Source organism: Streptomyces sp. HUAS 31, assembly GCF_028198125.1.
GTDB classification, from domain to species: domain Bacteria; phylum Actinomycetota; class Actinomycetes; order Streptomycetales; family Streptomycetaceae; genus Streptomyces; species Streptomyces chartreusis.
In genome coordinates, this window is record NZ_CP116353.1 from 6,695,241 (window position 1) to 6,712,725 (window position 17,485).

The following is a 17,485-nucleotide window of genomic DNA, read 5'->3' on the forward strand; positions in this document are numbered from 1 at the left end:
CCCCGCGGCCTCAGTCCCAGGATCCCTGTGCCCCCGGCAGCTCCGCCACCTCGGCCAGGTCCTCCGCGGACAGCCGCAGCGCCTCGGCGCCCGCGTTCTGCGTCACCCAGCGCTCCTGCTTGGTGCCCGGTGTCGCGACGACGTGCCGGCCCTGGGCGAGGACCCACGCCAGCGCCACCTGCGCCGGTGTGACCTCCTCGCCGTGCCGGGCCGCGACGCGGCGCAGGCCGGCCACGATCGGCTGGTTCGACGCCATCATCTCCGCGGTGAACCGTGGGTGCCGGGCCCGTACGTCGTCCGGCTCGAAGCCCTGGCCCGGAGTGAGCGTGCCGGTGAGGAAGCCGTTGCCCAGCGGCATCGCCGCCAGGAAGCCGATCCCGCGGGCATCGCACCACGGCAGCAGCGCCTCCAGCGCCTCGGGCGACCACACCGACAGCTCGGCCTGCACCGCGCTCACCGGAAAGACCTGCTGCACCCGCTGCAACTGCCGGATCGTCGCGTCGTGCAGACGGGTGCCGAGCCGGCGGCCACCCCGCGCGCCCACCGCGCACAACCCCAACGCCCGTACCTTTCCCGCCCGGACGAGCTCCGCCATCGCGCCCCACGTCTCCTCGACGGGGACCTCGGGGTCGGCGCGGTGCAGTTGGTAGAGGTCGATCACGTCCGTCTGGAGGCGCCGCAGGGACGCGTCGCAGGCCCGCTTCACATAGCCGGGGCGGCCGTTGGCCACGATGTGCTGTTCGCCGACGAGCAGTCCGACCTTGGTCGACACGAACGCGTCCTGCCGGCGCTCCTTCAACACCCGCCCCACCAATAGCTCGTTGGTGAACGGGCCGTACATGTCGGCCGTGTCCAGCAGCGTCGAGCCGAGATCGAGCGCCCGGTGCACCGCCCTGACCGACTCCTCGCCCCGCTGCCGCGACGAGCTGTAGGCCCAGCTCATCGGCATGCACCCGAGCCCGACGGCTCCCACCGCGAGTGCCGCCGCGCCGATCGTCCTGCGCTCCACCTGGCCGTAACCCTCCCTCTTCCGGCACCCCAACCTAACCTCTGCGCTCCGGATCGCCCGACCTAGGGCCCGCCCGACGGGTGCTGCCGGGGCCGCGGGCACCCCGCCCCGCTCACCAGCGACGATCGGGTGCCGATACCTTTCCTCGGCCTGACCCGCCGGAAGGCTCTAGCCTCCTGACCATGACTGCTGACGTGTGGCTCCCCATCCCGCCGGAAGACATCGAAGGTCTGCCCGAGGGCCCCGCCTACCGCTTCTGGAACGGCGCCGAGGAATTCCCCGCGGACCCGGCCCGGTGCGCCTTCTACGTCGTCCCGTACATGAAGCCGCCCGGGCTCGGACAGCGTCCCCTGCCGCAGATGACGCACCTGGAGGTCGTGCAGACGCTCTCCGCCGGCACCGACCACGTCGAGCCGGGCCTCAAGCACCTGCGTCCCGGCGTACGCCTGTGCAACGCGCGCGGGGTGCACGAGGCGAGCACCGCCGAACTCACGCTCACCCTGATCCTCGCCTCGCTGCGCGGCGTCCCCGACTTCGTGCGGGCGCAGGACAGGGGGGAGTGGCTCGGCGGCTTCCGTCCCGCGCTGGCGGACAAGAACGTCCTCATCGTGGGATACGGCTCGATCGGTGCGGCCATCGAGGACCGGCTCGCACCGTTCGAGGTCGCGCGGGTGGCGCGCGTCGCGCGCTCGAAGCGCACCACGGCGCGCGGCGAAGTGCATCCGCTCACCGAACTGCCCGCTCTGCTTCCGGAAGCAGACGTCGTCATCCTGTCCACGCCCTTGACGGAAACCACCCGTCACCTGGTCGACGCCGGCTTCCTCGCCCGGATGAAGGACGGCGCGCTGCTGGTCAACGTCGCCCGCGGCGGCGTGGTGGACACCAAGGCGCTGCTGGCCGAACTGGAGACCGGGCGCATCACCGCGGCACTCGACGTCACCGACCCCGAGCCGCTGCCCAGCGAGCACCCCCTGTGGCGGGCCCCGGGCCTGCTGATCAGCCCTCATGTGGGCGGCCCGACGTCCGCGTTCCTGCCGCGCGCCAAGCGGTTGCTGGTGGACCAGTTGACTCGTTACGTGAACCGGGAGCCGTTGCGCAACGTGATCCTTACGACGGGCGCGACGCACACGTGACGCTTACGGGTTGAGTATCGCCGGGACGCCGCGCGTGTCGCGCGTAACAAGCCCATAATCCGGTTCGAGTACGGTCCGCAACCCCACGGAAGCGGTGCGTACTCGCATATGCGCTGGTCGTCACGGAGCGTAGAGGTGCTATGTCCCTGAGTGACGAGACTGGTGTATCGTCCCGACAGGGGCAGCGCCGCGCAGCTTGGGGCGCCGGGGATGGACATTTCAGATTTGTGAGGGGGGCGACGGGCGATGCACGGCCTATGGGCGAGCGATCCGACGCGACGGGGCCGCCGGCGGCGACCCTGGCGAGCTGCCGCGCGCAGACGCGGCCACCACGGCATCCACGGCTGCCGTCACAACAATCACCAGCGCAGGCACAACAGCCGCAGGCGGCAGGCGCACCCGGTGCAACGGGACCCTCGGGAGTCGCGAGCGGCACGGACCGGGAGGGGCCGGTGAGCTCGCCACCGCCCTCCACGACGACGCTCGACGGAGCGCTGCGGGCACAGCGGCCGTCGGCTGTGACGCTGCCTCGTCCCTCGTCGAGCGGCAACGGCTCGGGACTGTTCCCGCAAGTGACCCTGGCCCTGGTGTGCGCGGGATACGCCGTCGGTTCCGCGCTCGGCTGGGGTTCGGAGCAACTGGCGCTGATCATGGGCGACTTCGGGCTGGCGGCCGCTGCGGCAGCGGCCGCCGTGTCCTGCTTCCGCTACGCCAGAAGCCGCCGTATCCGCTTTCGACCCGCATGGCTGCTGTTCGCCCTCTCCTCGGCCATGGCGGCCCTCGGCAACCTGGTCTGGGGGTGGTACGAGGTCGTCCTGGAGCGGCCCGTCCCCAGCCCTTCCTACGCCGACGGCTTCTTCCTGTGCTTCGCGCCGCCCGCCATCGTGGGGCTCCTGGTGCTCGCCAAGCGCCCGGTGACCAAGGCGGGCTGGGTCTGCCTGGGGCTGGACGCCTGGCTGATCGGCGGCTCGCTGCTGACGCTGGCGTGGAGCCTCGCCCTGGCCCAGGCCGCCAAGATCGACGCCGGCGGCGGGGCGAGCGTGGCCCACACCGCGCTCTCGCTGGCCTACCCGCTGCTCGACATCGCACTGGTCAGCATGGTGCTCGCGCTGCACTTCCGGCGCTCCTCGGCCAACCGCACCGCGGTCAACACCGCGATCGGCGCGCTCGCCCTGACCGTGATGTGCGACGCCCTGTTCACCTCGCCGCTGCTGCACAACAGCTACCGCTCCGGCCAACTGCTCGACGCGGGCTGGTTCGCCGGCTCCCTGCTCCTGGCGTACGCCCCGTGGGCCACGCCCCGGCACGGCTCCGAGGAGTGCGACCGGCACGGCTCGACGGGGCACACGCGCGTGGTCCACGAGCATGTGCCCGGACAGCGTGGCGGGGGCCATCACCCCAACCCCGCACAGGGAGGTGATCACACCCGGTACCCGGTCACCCGGCCGATCGCCGGCTCCCTGGCCGCGCTCACGCCGTACCTCGCCGCCGCGGTGTGCACCCTGGGGATCCTCTACAACGTCCTCAACGGCCGCAGCGTCGACCGCGTGGTGCTCATCACCGGTGGCACCGTCGTGCTGGCGCTCGTGGTGCGCCAGGGCATCATGCTGCTCGACAACATCACCCTCACCCAGGAACTGGCGCAGAAGGAGAACCACTTCCGCTCCCTGGTGCAGGGCTCCAGCGACGTCATCATGATCGCCGCACCCAACGGCATCCTCCGGTACGTCTCCCCGGCCGCCGCCGGGGTCTACGGCCGCACCGCCGAGGATCTGGTGGGATCGGAACTGGCCAATCTCATCCACCCGGAGGACCTGGGCTGCGTGGTGCACGAGGTGCGCCGCTTCCTCGCCGCCAGCCCGCTCGAGGAACCCACTACGCGCATCGAGTGCCGTTTCCGGTCCGGCGGTGGGGGCACCTCCCGCTCAGGCGAAGCCGAGAGTGGGGGAGGCTGGCTCAACGTCGAGTCGACCGTCAACCGGCACCACGGCGGCCTCATCTTCAACAGCCGGGACGTGACCGAGCGGGTGCGCCTCCAGGCGCAGCTCCAGCACAACGCCGAGCACGACCCGCTCACCGATCTGCCCAACCGGGCCCTGTTCACCAAGCGGGTCCAGCATGCCCTGTCCGGCCGCCGGGCCTCCGACCGCGGCCTCGCCCTGCGCAACACCGCCGTCCTGTTCATCGACCTCGACGGCTTCAAGGGCGTCAACGACACGATCGGGCACCAGGCCGGGGACGAACTGCTGGTCCAGGCCGCCCGCAGACTCCAGGAGGCGGTCCGGCAGGGCGACACCGCGTCCCGGCTGGGCGGCGACGAGTTCGCGGCCCTGATCGTCGGGGACAACACCCGCGACCGCACCGCCCGTGAACGACACATCCTGGAGCTCGCCGACCGCCTCAGGATGACCCTGTCCCAGCCGTACCTCATCGACGGCAACGATGTCCGGGTCAACGCCTCCATCGGCGTCGCCTTCGCCGAACCGGGCCTCGGTGCGGGGGAGTTGCTGCGCAACGCGGACCTGGCCATGTACCGCGCGAAGGCGGGCGGCAAGGGCCGGGTCGAGCTCTACAAACCGCAGATGCAGCAGGACGTCGTACGCAAGGCGGAGCTGGCCACGCGGCTGCGTGCCGCGCTGCACGACGGCGAGTTCGCGCTGCTGCACCAGCCGGTGGTGTGCCTGGAGGACGGCCGGATCACGTCGGTCGCCGCCCAGGCGCGCTGGCGGTCCTCACAAGGGGTGCTGTTCACGCCCGCCGAGTTCCTGCGGGTGGCCGAGGACAGCGACAAGACCGCCGAGCTGGGCCGCTGGATGCTGGAGGAGGCCGTCGAGCAGGCCGCGGAGCGCACCGCGACCGGGCTCGCCGTGCCCATCGCGGTCCGGATGAGCGCGCGCCGGCTGCTGGACCGGTCGATGCCGCTCGGCTCGATCGAGGCGCTGCTGACCCGGCACGGGCTGCCGTCCGGGTCGCTCGTCATCGAGCTGTCCGACCTGGACCCCCGGATCGCGCTGGACGACCTGGAGCGCCGTCTGAGCGGCCTGCGCAGACTCGGCGTCCGGGTGGCCCTGGACGGCTTCGGCAGCGGGTACGCCGCGATCACCGCGCTGCGCAGACTCCCCGTCGACGTGCTCAAGCTCGATCGCGGGCTGGTCGAGGGCGTCGTCGAGTCGGCGCGGCTGCACAAGATCACCAGCGGGCTGCTGCGGATCGCCGGCGACCTCGGGCTCCAGTCCGTGGCCGACGGCGTGGACCTGCCCGAGCAGGTCGTCGCACTGCGGGCGATGGGCTGCACGCACGGGCAGGGCATGGCGTTCTCCGGGCCGCTGGACGAGTACCGGCTGCGCCGGGCGCTCAGTTCCGGCCACTATCCGGTGCCGCACGGGCCGGCGGAGCCCGCGTTCGCCGGCGGGGGCACGGCGGTGTACACCAGTGGTGTCCCCGCCGTTCTCGGAGGCGGCAGTGCCCTTCGTTCACATAATGAGACTCCCGTCCCACCCACTTGACACCGGGTGTGCGCCGGGGGGAGGGTCAGTGCCATGCGCACCCGAATTCTCGTACTTGGAAAGCGCGTCGGCTGAAGCTGGTGACGTCCGGACAGACCCGGAACTCCCAGCGACCACCACCGACGCGCTCCCCTCGCTTGCCTTACGGCACGAGGGGTTTTTTGTTGCACGGGCACCAGTCGTGCAGCATCGAAACTCCGCTCAAACTTCGCAAAAACCCTCAGCATCGAGAAGAGAATGCCGATGACCGAGCAGGCCTCCGGGGCCCATCATCCGCAGCCGCGGCCCCGATCCGGAGGACACCAGTCCGCCCCCGAGCACGTCACGGGTGCGCAGTCCCTCATCCGTTCGCTCGAGGAGGTCGGCGCCGACACGGTATTCGGCATTCCCGGTGGCACCATCCTTCCGGCGTACGACCCGATGATGGACTCCAAGCGGGTGCGTCACGTGCTGGTCCGCCATGAGCAGGGCGCCGGACACGCGGCCACCGGTTACGCGCAGGCCACCGGCAAGGTCGGCGTCTGCATGGCGACCAGTGGCCCCGGTGCCACCAACCTGGTGACGCCGATCGCCGACGCGATGATGGACTCGGTGCCGCTCGTGGCGATCACCGGTCAGGTCGTCTCCAAGTCGATCGGTACGGACGCCTTCCAGGAGGCGGACATCGTCGGCATCACCATGCCGATCACCAAGCACAGCTTCCTGGTCACCAAGGCGGAGGACATCCCCCGGGCGATCGCGCAGGCGTTCCACATCGCCGCCACCGGCCGCCCGGGACCGGTCCTGGTCGACATCCCCAAGGACATCCTCCAGGCGAAGACCACCTTCTCCTGGCCGCCCGTCATGGACCTGCCCGGCTACCGGCCCGTCACCAAGCCGCACGCCAAGCAGATCCGCGAGGCCGCCAAGCTGATCACCCAGGCCAAGAGGCCCGTCCTCTACGTCGGCGGCGGTGTGATCAAGGCCGGCGCCACCGCCGAGCTGAAGGTCCTCGCCGAACTCACCGGAGCGCCCGTCACCACCACCCTGATGGCGCTCGGCGCATTCCCCGACAGCCACCCGCTGCACGTGGGAATGCCGGGCATGCACGGTGCGGTCACCGCCGTCACCGCGCTGCAGAAGGCCGACCTGATCGTCGCCCTCGGAGCCCGCTTCGACGACCGTGTCACCGGCAACCTGGACAGCTTCGCCCCGTACGCCAAGATCGTCCACGCCGACATCGACCCGGCCGAGATCGGCAAGAACCGCGCGGCGGACGTGCCGATCGTCGGTGACGCCCGCGAGGTCATCGCCGACCTGGTGCAGGCCGTCCAGAAGGAGCACGCCGAGGGCCACAAGGGCGACTACACCGCCTGGTGGAAGGACCTCAGCCGCTGGCGGGACACCTACCCGCTCGGCTACGACCAGCCCGAGGACGGCTCGCTGTCCCCGCAGCAGGTCATCGAGCGCATCGGCCAACTCGCCCCCGAGGGCACGGTCTTCGCGGCCGGCGTCGGCCAGCACCAGATGTGGGCCGCGCACTACATCCAGTACGAGAAGCCGGCCACGTGGCTGAACTCCGGCGGCGCCGGAACCATGGGCTACGCGGTCCCCGCGGCCATGGGCGCCAAGGCCGGGGTCCCGGACCGGACCGTCTGGGCGGTCGACGGCGACGGCTGCTTCCAGATGACCAATCAGGAGCTCACCACCTGCGCCCTGAACAACATCCCGATCAAGGTCGCCATCATCAACAACGGCGCCCTCGGGATGGTCCGCCAGTGGCAGACCCTCTTCTACAACCAGCGCTACTCCAACACGGTCCTGCACTCCGGACCCGACGACGTCAACCCGGAGGCCAGGGGCACCCGCGTCCCCGACTTCGTGAAGCTGTCGGAGGCCATGGGCTGCTACGCGATCCGCTGCGAGAACCCCGCCGACCTCGACAAGGTCATCGAAGAGGCGAACTCCATCAACGACCGCCCGGTCGTCGTCGACTTCATCGTCCACGAGGACGCCATGGTGTGGCCGATGGTCGCCGCCGGTACCTCCAACGACGAGATCATGGCCGCCCGGGACGTGCGCCCCGACTTCGGCGACAACGAAGACGACTGAGCGAGAGAGACGTAAAAGACCATGTCCAAGCACACGCTCTCCGTCCTGGTGGAGAACACGCCGGGCATCCTCGCCCGGATCGCCGCCCTGTTCTCCCGCCGCGGCTTCAACATCGACTCGCTCGCGGTGGGCGTCACCGAGCACCCCGACATCTCCCGCATCACCATCGTGGTGAGCGTCGCCGACCTGCCGCTGGAGCAGGTGACGAAGCAGCTCAACAAGCTCGTCAACGTGCTGAAGATCGTCGAGCTGGAGCCGGGCTCGGCCGTTCAGCGCGAACTCGTCCTGGTGAAGGTGCGCGCCGACAACGAGACGCGCTCCCAGATCATCGAGATCGTCCAGCTGTTCCGCGCCAAGACCGTCGACGTCTCCCCGGAGGCCGTCACCATCGAGGCCACCGGCTCCAGTGACAAGCTGGAGGCCATGCTGAAGATGCTGGAGCCGTTCGGCATCAAGGAGCTCGTCCAGTCCGGCACCATCGCGATCGGCCGCGGCGCGCGCTCGATCACGGACCGCTCGCTGCGCGCGCTCGACCGCTCGGCGTAGGGCGTGTTCGGACGGTCGGGTGACACCGGCCGTCCGGATCCCGCCCGTATGGCGAGACCCCGAAACTTCCCTTCCCCCCGCCGTCATACGGTGGGACGCAACACCTGCACACAAGGAGAGAACCCAAAGTGGCCGAGCTGTTCTACGACGCCGACGCCGACCTGTCCATCATCCAGGGCCGCAAGGTCGCGGTCATCGGTTACGGCAGCCAGGGCCACGCCCACGCGCTGTCGCTCCGTGACTCGGGTGTCGACGTGCGTGTCGGTCTGCACGAGGGCTCCAAGTCCAAGGCCAAGGCCGAGGAGCAGGGCCTGCGCGTGGTGACGCCGTCGGAGGCCGCCGCCGAGGCCGACGTCATCATGATCCTGGTGCCGGACCCGATCCAGGCCCAGGTCTACGAGGAGTCCATCAAGGACAACCTCAACGACGGCGACGCCCTGTTCTTCGGGCACGGCTTCAACATCCGCTTCGGCTTCATCAAGCCCCCGGCCGGCGTGGACGTCTGCATGGTCGCCCCCAAGGGCCCGGGCCACCTGGTGCGCCGCCAGTACGAGGAGGGCCGCGGCGTTCCCTGCATCGCGGCCGTCGAGCAGGACGCGTCGGGCAACGCCTTCGCGCTCGCCCTGTCGTACGCCAAGGGCATCGGCGGCACCCGCGCCGGCGTCATCAAGACGACCTTCACCGAGGAGACCGAGACCGACCTGTTCGGTGAGCAGGCCGTTCTCTGCGGTGGTACGGCCGCGCTGGTCAAGGCCGGTTTCGAGACGCTGACCGAGGCCGGCTACCAGCCGGAGATCGCGTACTTCGAGTGCCTGCACGAGCTGAAGCTGATCGTGGACCTCATGTACGAGGGCGGCCTGGAGAAGATGCGCTGGTCGATCTCCGAGACCGCCGAGTGGGGCGACTACGTCACCGGCCCGCGGATCATCACCGACGCCACCAAGGCCGAGATGAAGAAGGTCCTCGCCGAGATCCAGGACGGCACCTTCGCCCAGGCCTGGATGGACGAGTACCACGGCGGTCTGAAGAAGTACAACGAGTACAAGCAGCAGGACTCCGAGCACCTGCTGGAGACCACCGGCAAGGAGCTGCGCAAGCTCATGAGCTGGGTCAACGAGGACGCGTAAGCCTCGGCCGACGGGACCGGAGCATGGCGCTCCGGTCCCGTTGTCCATCCCGTCGCATCACGGACGGGTGATCCTTCCGAAGAGGCGCGGGACGACTCCCGCAGCGCCACTAGACTGCCGTACTACATACGCGTCAGGCCCACAGCGTCGTGCGTCTTCCACGCGGCTCAAGCGGCCCTCCGGGTCGCGACACCCCTCCACCGCCTGCGGCCGTCGGGACGGCCGTCCGCATTGGACTTGTGAGGACTCACGTGAGCTCGAAACCCGTCGTACTCATCGCTGAAGAGCTTTCGCCCGCGACCGTGGACGCCCTTGGTCCGGACTTCGAGATCCGGCACTGCAACGGCGCCGACCGGGCCGAGCTGCTGCCCGCCATCGCCGACGTGGACGCGATCCTGGTCCGCTCCGCCACCAAGGTCGACGCCGAGGCCATCGCCGCGGCCAAGAAGCTCAAGGTCGTCGCGCGAGCCGGCGTCGGCCTGGACAACGTCGACGTCTCCGCCGCCACCAAGGCAGGCGTGATGGTCGTCAACGCCCCCACCTCGAACATCGTGACCGCCGCCGAGCTCGCCTGCGGTCTGCTGCTCGCCACCGCCCGCAACATCCCGCAGGCCAACGCCGCGCTGAAGAACGGCGAGTGGAAGCGCAGCAAGTACACGGGCGTGGAGCTCGCCGAGAAGACCCTCGGTGTCGTCGGCCTCGGCCGCATCGGCGCGCTCGTCGCCCAGCGCATGTCCGCCTTCGGCATGAAGGTCGTCGCCTACGACCCCTACGTGCAGCCCGCGCGGGCCGCGCAGATGGGCGTGAAGGTGCTGACGCTGGACGAGCTGCTCGAGGTCTCCGACTTCATCACCGTCCACCTGCCCAAGACCCCCGAGACCCTCGGCCTGATCGGCGACGAGGCGCTGCGCAAGGTCAAGCCGAGCGTGCGCATCGTCAACGCCGCGCGCGGCGGGATCGTCGACGAGGAGGCGCTGTACTCCGCCCTCAAGGAGGGCCGGGTCGCCGGTGCCGGTCTCGACGTGTACGCGAAGGAGCCCTGCACGGACTCCCCGCTGTTCGAGTTCGACCAGGTCGTCTCCACCCCGCACCTCGGCGCCTCCACCGACGAGGCGCAGGAGAAGGCCGGTATCGCCGTCGCCAAGTCGGTGCGCCTCGCGCTCGCCGGTGAGCTGGTCCCGGACGCGGTCAACGTCCAGGGCGGCGTCATCGCCGAGGACGTCAAGCCGGGTCTGCCGCTCGCCGAGCGCCTCGGCCGTATCTTCACGGCGCTCGCCGGTGAGGTCGCGGTCCGCCTCGACGTCGAGGTGTACGGCGAGATCACCCAGCACGATGTGAAGGTGCTGGAGCTGTCCGCCCTCAAGGGTGTCTTCGAGGACGTCGTCGACGAGACCGTGTCGTACGTCAACGCCCCGCTGTTCGCCCAGGAGCGCGGTGTCGAGGTGCGGCTGACGACCAGCTCGGAGTCGGCCGAACACCGCAATGTGGTGACCGTGCGCGGCACGCTCGGCAGCGGCGAGGAGGTGTCGGTCTCCGGCACGCTGGCCGGCCCCAAGCACCTCCAGAAGATCGTCGCGGTCGGCGAGTACGACGTGGACCTCGCGCTGGCCGACCACATGGCCGTGCTGCGCTACGAGGACCGTCCGGGTGTCGTCGGCACCGTCGGCCGCATCCTCGGCGAGGCCGGGATCAACATCGCCGGCATGCAGGTGTCGCGTGCGGTCGCCGGCGGCGAGGCGCTGGCCGTCCTCACCGTCGACGACACGGTCACGCAGGCGGTGCTGACCGAGGTGGCCGAGGAGATCGGCGCGACCTCGGCCCGCTCCGTGAACCTGGTCTGATCGCACTCAGACGCCGGACGGACTGAGCTTGCTCGGTTCGTCCGGCGTTTCGCATGTCTGCTCCCGGACCTCGACCCGCCGCAGCGTGACGGCCGCCAGCACCGCCGCTCCCGCCAGCAGCACCGCACCCGCGATCGCCGCGCCCTGCATCCCGCTGGTGAACGCCTCCCGCGCGGCAGTGGCCAGGCCCGGGGTGCGATCGGCGACCGCGAGTGCTCCGCCCAGCGTCTCGCGGGCGGCCTCCGGGGCCGAGTCCGGGATCTCGTGGCGGTAGATCGCCGTGCCGATCGAGCCGAGTACCGCCATGCCGAGCGCCCCGCCGAACTCGCCGCCGGTCTCCATCAGGGAGGACGCGGAGCCCGCCCGCTCCAGCGGGGCCGTGCCCATCGCCAGGTCCATGATCTGGGACATCACCACGACGCCGCCGACCGCGAGCACCGCGCAAGCGACCAGCACCAGCACCATCGAGTCCGTCCCCGCCAGCGACAGCACCCCGAAGCCGGACGCGGCGATCAGGAAGCCCCCGGTGACGACGGAGCCGCGGTTGACGCCCTTCTGCACGAGCTGGGTCGCGACCGGGGCCGCCGCGCCGATCGGCACCGACGGCAGCAGCGCCCACAGAGCCGCTTCCAGGGCGCTCTTGCCGAGCACCGACTGGAGGTACTGCGTGGTGAAGTACGCCGAGCCCATGATGCCGAACGCGGAGACGAGATTCAGGGCGACCGAGGGAGCGAAGCCGCGGCCGCGGAACAGGGCCGGGGAGATCATCGGTGAGGCCGCCGTGCGCTGGCGGTGCACGAAGAGGGCCGCGAACAGCAGGCCGACGGTGATCGAGACGACGTAGCGGACGTTCCAGCCCTCGGAGGGGATCTCCTTCAGGCCGTAGATCATGGGGAGTACGGCCGCCATCGACAGCGGGACGCTCAGCCGGTCGAAGCGGCCGGGCTCGGGGTTGCGCCACTCGGGGAGCAGGATCGGGCCGAGGAGCAGCAGGAGCGCCATCGCGGGCAGGTTGACCAGGAAGACCGAGCCCCACCAGAAGTACTCGACCAGCAGCCCGCTCATCACCGAGCCGAGCGCGATCCCGGCCGTCATCACGCCGGACCACAGACCGATCGCCTTCGCGCGCTGGGCGGGGTCGGTGAACATCGTGCGGGTCATGGCCATCGTCGACGGCATCAGGGTCGCGCCGCCGATGCCGAGGAGCGCGCGGGCCGCGATCAGCATCTCGGCGCTGTTCGCGTACGCCGCCGCCAGTGAGGCGGTGCCGAAGGCGGCGGCGCCGATCAGCAGGAGCCGGCGGTGGCCGATGCGGTCGCCGAGCGACCCCATCGTCATCAGCAGCCCGGCCAGGACGAAGGCGTAGATGTCGAAGATCCACAACTGCTGGGTGCCGCTCGGCTCCAGGTCCGCGCTGATCGCCGGGATCGCGAAGTAGAGGACCGAGACGTCCATCGAGACCAGCAGCAGCGGCAGCATCAGCACGCCGAGCGCGGTCCATTCGCGGCGGCCGGCACGGGCCGGCGGAGGAGTGGTGCCCGTCGGGTTCGTTGTCATGACGGTGAATGTACGCGCGTCTTAAACGCTTGTCTAGAACGCATGTATAGGACGCGCGTATGGGACGGTTGTATGAATCGGCGGTAGGGTGTCCGCATGGGACACCGTGAGGATCTGCTGGAGGGCGCCAGGCGCTGCCTGCTCGAAAAGGGCTTCGCGCGCACGACGGCGCGGGACATCGTCAAGGAGTCGGGGACCAACCTCGCCTCGATCGGCTACCACTACGGCTCGAAGGACGCGCTGCTCGCGCAGGCGTACGTATCGCTGGTCGAGGGGATGGGCGACGCCTTCGAGGGCGACGGGACCACCGGGCTCACCACCGAGCCCGGCTCGGCCGAACGGTTCCAGGAGGTGTGGTCGAACATCATCGACACCATGCGCGCACCCGGTTCGCTGTGGCGGCTCAGCATGGAGATCGTCGTCATGGGCGATCAGCTGCCCGAGCTCCGCGACCATCTGGTGGCGGCCCAGCGGGAGGCCGCGCGCGGGCTGATCCCGCTGCTCATGGGCGGTCGGGAGGAGGATGTCCCGGAAGACGTCGTGGACACCCTCGGCGTGTTCTACGTGACCCTGATGACGGGCCTCATCGCCCAGTGGCACTTCGACCCGAAGACCGCTCCCGGCGCGGAACAGCTCACCGAGGGACTGCGTCAGGTCATCGAGGCGGCCACGAGGAAATGACCGGGGCCGGGTTCGCAGGCCCCGGCCCCGCCTGTCGTTGCGGTCGTGCGCCGCGCGCGGATGATGGATCCCATGCAGCCCGACATGCCCGAGGCGGACGCCGGGGCGGAGGTTCTGATCGTCGGCGGCGGGCCCGTCGGGCTCACCGCCCGGGCGCTGCTCGAACGCTGGGGCGTGCGGACCCTGCTGGTCGAGAAACACCGTGAACTGTCGCCGTTCCCGCGGTCCCGGCTGATCAACGTGCGCACGATGGAGATCTTCCGGCAGCTCGAACTCGCCGAGCGGGTCACGGCGGCCGCGTTCGCGCCGGAGTACGGCCGCATCCGCTTCCGGGACACGCTGCACGCCCCCGATTTCGCCTCGGCCGCGATGATCGGGGTCAACGGGCCCGTACCGGAGAGCCCGGTGACCGGCGTCGTCACCTCGCAGGACCGATTGGAGCCCACCCTGCTCGCCGCCGCCGCCTCCGAGGTGCGGTTCGGGGTCGAACTCGTCGACCTGGCCGAGGAGAACGGGAGCGTCGTGGCCCGGCTCGCCGACCGCGGCAGCGGCGAGCACACCCGCGTCCGCGCGCGTTACGTACTGGCCGCCGACGGCGCCAACTCCACCGTCCGGGAACGGCTCGGCATCGGCACCGAGGGCCCCGGCGCGGTCGGCCGCGTCACCACCGTCGTCTTCGACGCCGACCTCGGCCACTGGTCCGCCCGGCAGCCCGCCGGCGTCTACCTCACCTCGCAGGGGTCCTTCCTGCCGCTGTACCCCGAGGGCGGCTGGGCCTGGTTCACGCCCACGCCCGAGGAACCCGACGGCACCGACTGGCCCCGCCTCGTCGCGCGCTCACTCGGTGCCGACGCGAAGGTCGACGTCCTGCGCGTGCAGCACTGGGCGGTGAACGCCTTCGTCGCCGAACGCTTCCGGCGCGGCCGGACCCTGCTGGCCGGCGACGCCGCGCACGCGATTCCGCCCGCCGGCGGGCTCGGCATGAACCTCGGCGTGGCCGACGTGCACAACCTCTGCTGGAAACTGGCGGGCGTGCTGCGCGGCTGGGCCGGACCCGCCCTGCTGGACAGCTACGAGAAGGAACGGCGGCCCGTGGCCCACCGCACGCTCGGCCAGGCGCTGGAGAACTCCAAGATGATGTTCCAGGTGCAGGACGTGCGCCGCGAACAGCTCGGCGCGGGCGCCGGACAAGCGCCGGACCGCATCGAACCGCCCTGGTCGGAACAGTACTTCGCGCAACTCGGCCTGGTGCTCGGCGTCGCCTACCGCTCCGGCGCCGTCCTGACCGGCGACGGCAAGGCGACGATGCCGCCGGAGACGGGCACGACCTACGTCCCCACGGCCGAACCCGGCCACCGAGTGCCGCACCTCTGGCTCACCGACGGCCGCTCCACCCTCGACGCGTTCGGCGAGTGGTTCACCCTGCTCACCTCCGCCCCCGCCGACTGGCGGTCACCCGCCACCCCGCCCTGGCCGCTGCGCGTCGAGCCGCTGCCCGCCGAGCACACCGACCAGTGGGACCTGCCCCCGCAGGGAGCGCTGCTCGTCCGCCCCGACGGCCACATCGCCGCCCGCTGGAGCGACGGACCACCGGGCGACGGCACCCTCCACGACGCCCTCACCGCCATCACCTCGCGCTGACCGGACCGGCTACAGCCGCGCCCCCTTGAGCGCCATGTGCAGCAGCAGCCGGTCCTCCCCGTCGTCGAGGTCCAGGCCCGTGAGCTGCTCGACGCGGGAGAGGCGGTAGTACAGGGTCTGGCGGTGGATGCCCAGCTCCGCTGCCGTGCGGCCGGCCTGGCCCGCGCAGTCGAGGTAGACCTCGGCGGTGCGGGCGAGCTCCTGCTGGGCGGGGGAGAGGAGCGGGGCGATGACAGGGTCCTGGACCGTCTGCGGGGACAGCGAGGTCAGCAGGCGGTACGGGCCGATGAGCGACCACTCCGCCACCGGGCCGAGCCGCGGTTCCGCGAGGGCGGCGCGAGCCGCGGCCGACGCCTCCTGCCAGACCGTGCCCAGCTCCGCGAGGCCGGTGCGTGGCTCGCCGAGACCGGCCGCCACCTGGGCCCCGCCCTTCTTGGGCGGCCCGGCGGCCGGGGCCTCCTTCAGCAGCCGGGAAGCCGCCGCCTGCGCCGCCGTACGCACCTCGGGCGAGCGCAGCCGTACGAGCACGGCCAGGCTCTGCCCGGAGGCGCCCCACGGCACCGTGCACAGCGCGGTCGCGTGCGGCACCGTCCGCACCGACGGGGCGTCGTCGGGGTCGGCCGACGGCCACGGGGCCAGGCAGACGACCGTATGGACGCCGTCCGCGCGCGGGCCGAGGGCCGTGCGCAGCTCGGCGATCGCCATGTCGCCCTGCCAGCCGCGCTCGGCGGTCAGCGCGGCCCGCAGCTCCCGGCTCAGGTCGGCCCCGTGCTGCGCCTCGTCCGCGAGCAGCGCGCCGATCCGGGCGGCCACCTCCATCGCCGCCGTCAGCTGCTGGTCCGTGGGCCCGGGATCGTCGTCCAGGAGCCAGACGTAGCCCCTTACGACACCCCGGTGGCGTACCGGCAGGCAGATTCGTCCGCGGTACACCCCCGCCTCCGGAGTGCGCGGGATCCGTACCGGCCCGGTCGCGCGTGTGATGCCGAAGCCCTCGAACCAGGTCCGTACGGCCGACGTGGAGCGGCGCGTCAGGATCGAGCGGGCGCGCACGGGGTCCAGGGCCGACGCGTCGAGCTCGTCCTCGCTGTCGTAGGCCCCGAAGGCGATCAGCTCGAAGTCCCGGTTCTCCAGCGTCGCGGGGGCGCCCAGGAGCTCCGAGATCTCGTCGACCAGCTCCTGGTAGTCACCCTTGAATTCCGACGTCACCCGGGCATTCTCCCGCATTCTCCGGGGCTCTTCATACATCTGTCTGAGATATGCGGCACGGATGCGTGACAGCTGTCGATGGCCGACGATCGGAGGGATCCTTAGGTTTCACGGTGGTTCTCCGTGCCGTACCCGACTGGTTGGGATTCGGCTGCTTTTCTCCTGTCTGTGGAGGTGCCCCGTGCTGGGTCCCGTGATTCTTGCCGCGTCGCGCAGCGACCGGATGCGACGCCTGATCTCGGCGGCCCCGGTGACCAAGCAGGTCGTCGACCGCTTCATCCCGGGCGAGACGGTCGACGAGATCGTGCCGATCATCCAGGACCTCAGCGACCGGGGTCTGGAGCTGACGATGGACGTCGTCGGCGAGGACATCACCCGCCCGGAGCAGGCCGCCGCCGCCCGGGACGCCTATCTGGCGCTCGTCGACCGGCTGGCGGAACTGGAGCTGGGCACCAGGGCCGAGATGTCCGTGAAGCTGTCGATGTTCGGGCAAGCGCTGGAAGGCGGCCACGAGCTGGCCCTCGCCAATGTCCGCCCGGTCGTCGAGGCCGCCGCCGCGATCGGCACCACCGTCACCCTCGACGCCGAGGACCACACCACCCTCGACTCGATGTTCGCCATCCACGAGGAGCTGCGGAAGGACTTCCCGCAGACCGGCTGCGTCATCCAGGCCTACCTCTTCCGCACCGAGGCCGACGCCCGCCGCCTCGCCGAGAGCGGCAGCCGGGTCCGCCTCGTCAAGGGCGCCTACAAGGAGCCCGCCGAGGTCGCCTACCAGCAGAAACACGAGATCGACAAGGCGTACGTCCGGATCCTGAAGATTCTGATGGAGGGCGCCGGGTACCCGATGATCGGCTCCCACGACCCCCGCCTGATCTCCATCGCCCAGGAACTCGCGCGCACCGCCGGACGCAAGCTCGACGAGTACGAGTTCCAGATGCTGTACGGCATCCGCAGCGACGAGCACCTGCGCCTCGCCGCCGAGGGCCACCGCATGCGCGTCTACACGGCCTACGGCACCGACTGGTACGGCTACTTCATGCGCCGCCTCGCGGAGAAGCCGGCCAACCTGCGCTTCTTCGCCCGCAGCATGCTCACCCGAGGTTGAGAAATGACGCACACGCAGAGGCTTTTCTGCCGGGGGTCC

General features: G+C 70.7%; 12 protein-coding genes. 9 read left to right on the top strand and 3 right to left on the bottom strand.

Annotated elements, in window-relative coordinates:
* Window positions 1–10: 10 nt before the first annotated feature.
* Entirely contained in the window at window positions 11–1,009 is a 999-nt protein-coding gene (locus PGH47_RS29950; protein ID WP_107902520.1) for an aldo/keto reductase, read from the bottom strand.
* 182 nt (window positions 1,010–1,191) lie between these two features.
* Here PGH47_RS29950 and PGH47_RS29955 point away from each other — a divergent pair, with 182 nt between their 5' ends.
* From PGH47_RS29955 to serA, 6 genes are all read left to right on the top strand, one after another.
* Window positions 1,192–2,142, top strand: a complete 951-nt coding sequence (locus PGH47_RS29955) for a 2-hydroxyacid dehydrogenase (protein ID WP_271665966.1) — start codon at window positions 1,192–1,194, stop codon at window positions 2,140–2,142.
* A gap of 452 nt (window positions 2,143–2,594) precedes the next feature.
* On the top strand, window positions 2,595–5,648 hold the full coding sequence (locus PGH47_RS29960) for a putative bifunctional diguanylate cyclase/phosphodiesterase (protein ID WP_271665967.1): 3,054 nt from the start codon (window positions 2,595–2,597) through the stop codon (window positions 5,646–5,648).
* Window positions 5,649–5,891: 243 nt separating this feature from the next.
* Window positions 5,892–7,739, top strand: a complete 1,848-nt coding sequence (locus PGH47_RS29965; protein ID WP_030948366.1) for an acetolactate synthase large subunit — start codon at window positions 5,892–5,894, stop codon at window positions 7,737–7,739.
* Window positions 7,740–7,760: 21 nt separating this feature from the next.
* Window positions 7,761–8,285, top strand: a complete 525-nt coding sequence (gene ilvN / locus PGH47_RS29970) for an acetolactate synthase small subunit (protein ID WP_030051183.1) — start codon at window positions 7,761–7,763, stop codon at window positions 8,283–8,285.
* 128 nt (window positions 8,286–8,413) lie between these two features.
* On the top strand, window positions 8,414–9,412 hold the full coding sequence (ilvC, locus tag PGH47_RS29975) for a ketol-acid reductoisomerase (protein ID WP_271665968.1): 999 nt from the start codon (window positions 8,414–8,416) through the stop codon (window positions 9,410–9,412).
* Window positions 9,413–9,663: 251 nt separating this feature from the next.
* Entirely contained in the window at window positions 9,664–11,253 is a 1,590-nt protein-coding gene (gene serA, locus PGH47_RS29980) for a phosphoglycerate dehydrogenase (protein WP_271665969.1), read from the top strand.
* 6 nt (window positions 11,254–11,259) lie between these two features.
* On the opposite strand, the gene PGH47_RS29985 is transcribed toward serA, so the two are convergent.
* Window positions 11,260–12,810 (bottom strand): MFS transporter, encoded by a 1,551-nt coding sequence (locus tag PGH47_RS29985; RefSeq protein ID WP_271665970.1) that lies wholly within the window; start codon window positions 12,808–12,810, stop codon window positions 11,260–11,262.
* A 96-nt stretch (window positions 12,811–12,906) separates the two neighbouring features.
* Between PGH47_RS29985 and PGH47_RS29990 the strand changes: the two genes are divergently transcribed.
* Together PGH47_RS29990 and PGH47_RS29995 are read left to right on the top strand one after the other, a co-directional pair.
* Window positions 12,907–13,491 carry a TetR/AcrR family transcriptional regulator gene (locus tag PGH47_RS29990; RefSeq protein WP_271665971.1) on the top strand — a complete coding sequence of 195 codons (585 nt, stop codon included), beginning with the start codon at window positions 12,907–12,909 and terminating at the stop codon, window positions 13,489–13,491.
* Window positions 13,492–13,563: 72 nt separating this feature from the next.
* Window positions 13,564–15,132: an FAD-dependent monooxygenase gene (locus PGH47_RS29995; RefSeq protein ID WP_271665972.1), complete on the top strand. Its 1,569-nt coding sequence runs from the start codon at window positions 13,564–13,566 to the stop codon at window positions 15,130–15,132.
* A 9-nt stretch (window positions 15,133–15,141) separates the two neighbouring features.
* On the opposite strand, the gene PGH47_RS30000 is transcribed toward PGH47_RS29995, so the two are convergent.
* Entirely contained in the window at window positions 15,142–16,356 is a 1,215-nt protein-coding gene (locus tag PGH47_RS30000; RefSeq protein WP_271665973.1) for a PucR family transcriptional regulator, read from the bottom strand.
* Between the two features lie 163 nt (window positions 16,357–16,519).
* Between PGH47_RS30000 and PGH47_RS30005 the strand changes: the two genes are divergently transcribed.
* Window positions 16,520–17,446, top strand: coding sequence for a proline dehydrogenase family protein (locus PGH47_RS30005; RefSeq protein ID WP_271665974.1), 927 nt, complete (start codon window positions 16,520–16,522; stop codon window positions 17,444–17,446).
* Window positions 17,447–17,485 lie beyond the last annotated feature (39 nt).

Coding starts and splice junctions, on each gene's coding strand:
- PGH47_RS29955 (WP_271665966.1), top strand. CDS start 1,192: ATGACTGCTGACGTGTGGCTCCCCATCCCGCCGGAAGACATCGAAGGT.
- PGH47_RS29965 (WP_030948366.1), top strand. CDS start 5,892: ATGACCGAGCAGGCCTCCGGGGCCCATCATCCGCAGCCGCGGCCCCGA.
- ilvN (WP_030051183.1), top strand. CDS start 7,761: ATGTCCAAGCACACGCTCTCCGTCCTGGTGGAGAACACGCCGGGCATC.
- PGH47_RS29985 (WP_271665970.1), bottom strand. CDS start 12,810: ATGACAACGAACCCGACGGGCACCACTCCTCCGCCGGCCCGTGCCGGC.
- PGH47_RS29990 (WP_271665971.1), top strand. CDS start 12,907: ATGGGACACCGTGAGGATCTGCTGGAGGGCGCCAGGCGCTGCCTGCTC.
- PGH47_RS29995 (WP_271665972.1), top strand. CDS start 13,564: ATGCAGCCCGACATGCCCGAGGCGGACGCCGGGGCGGAGGTTCTGATC.
- PGH47_RS30000 (WP_271665973.1), bottom strand. CDS start 16,356: ATGCGGGAGAATGCCCGGGTGACGTCGGAATTCAAGGGTGACTACCAG.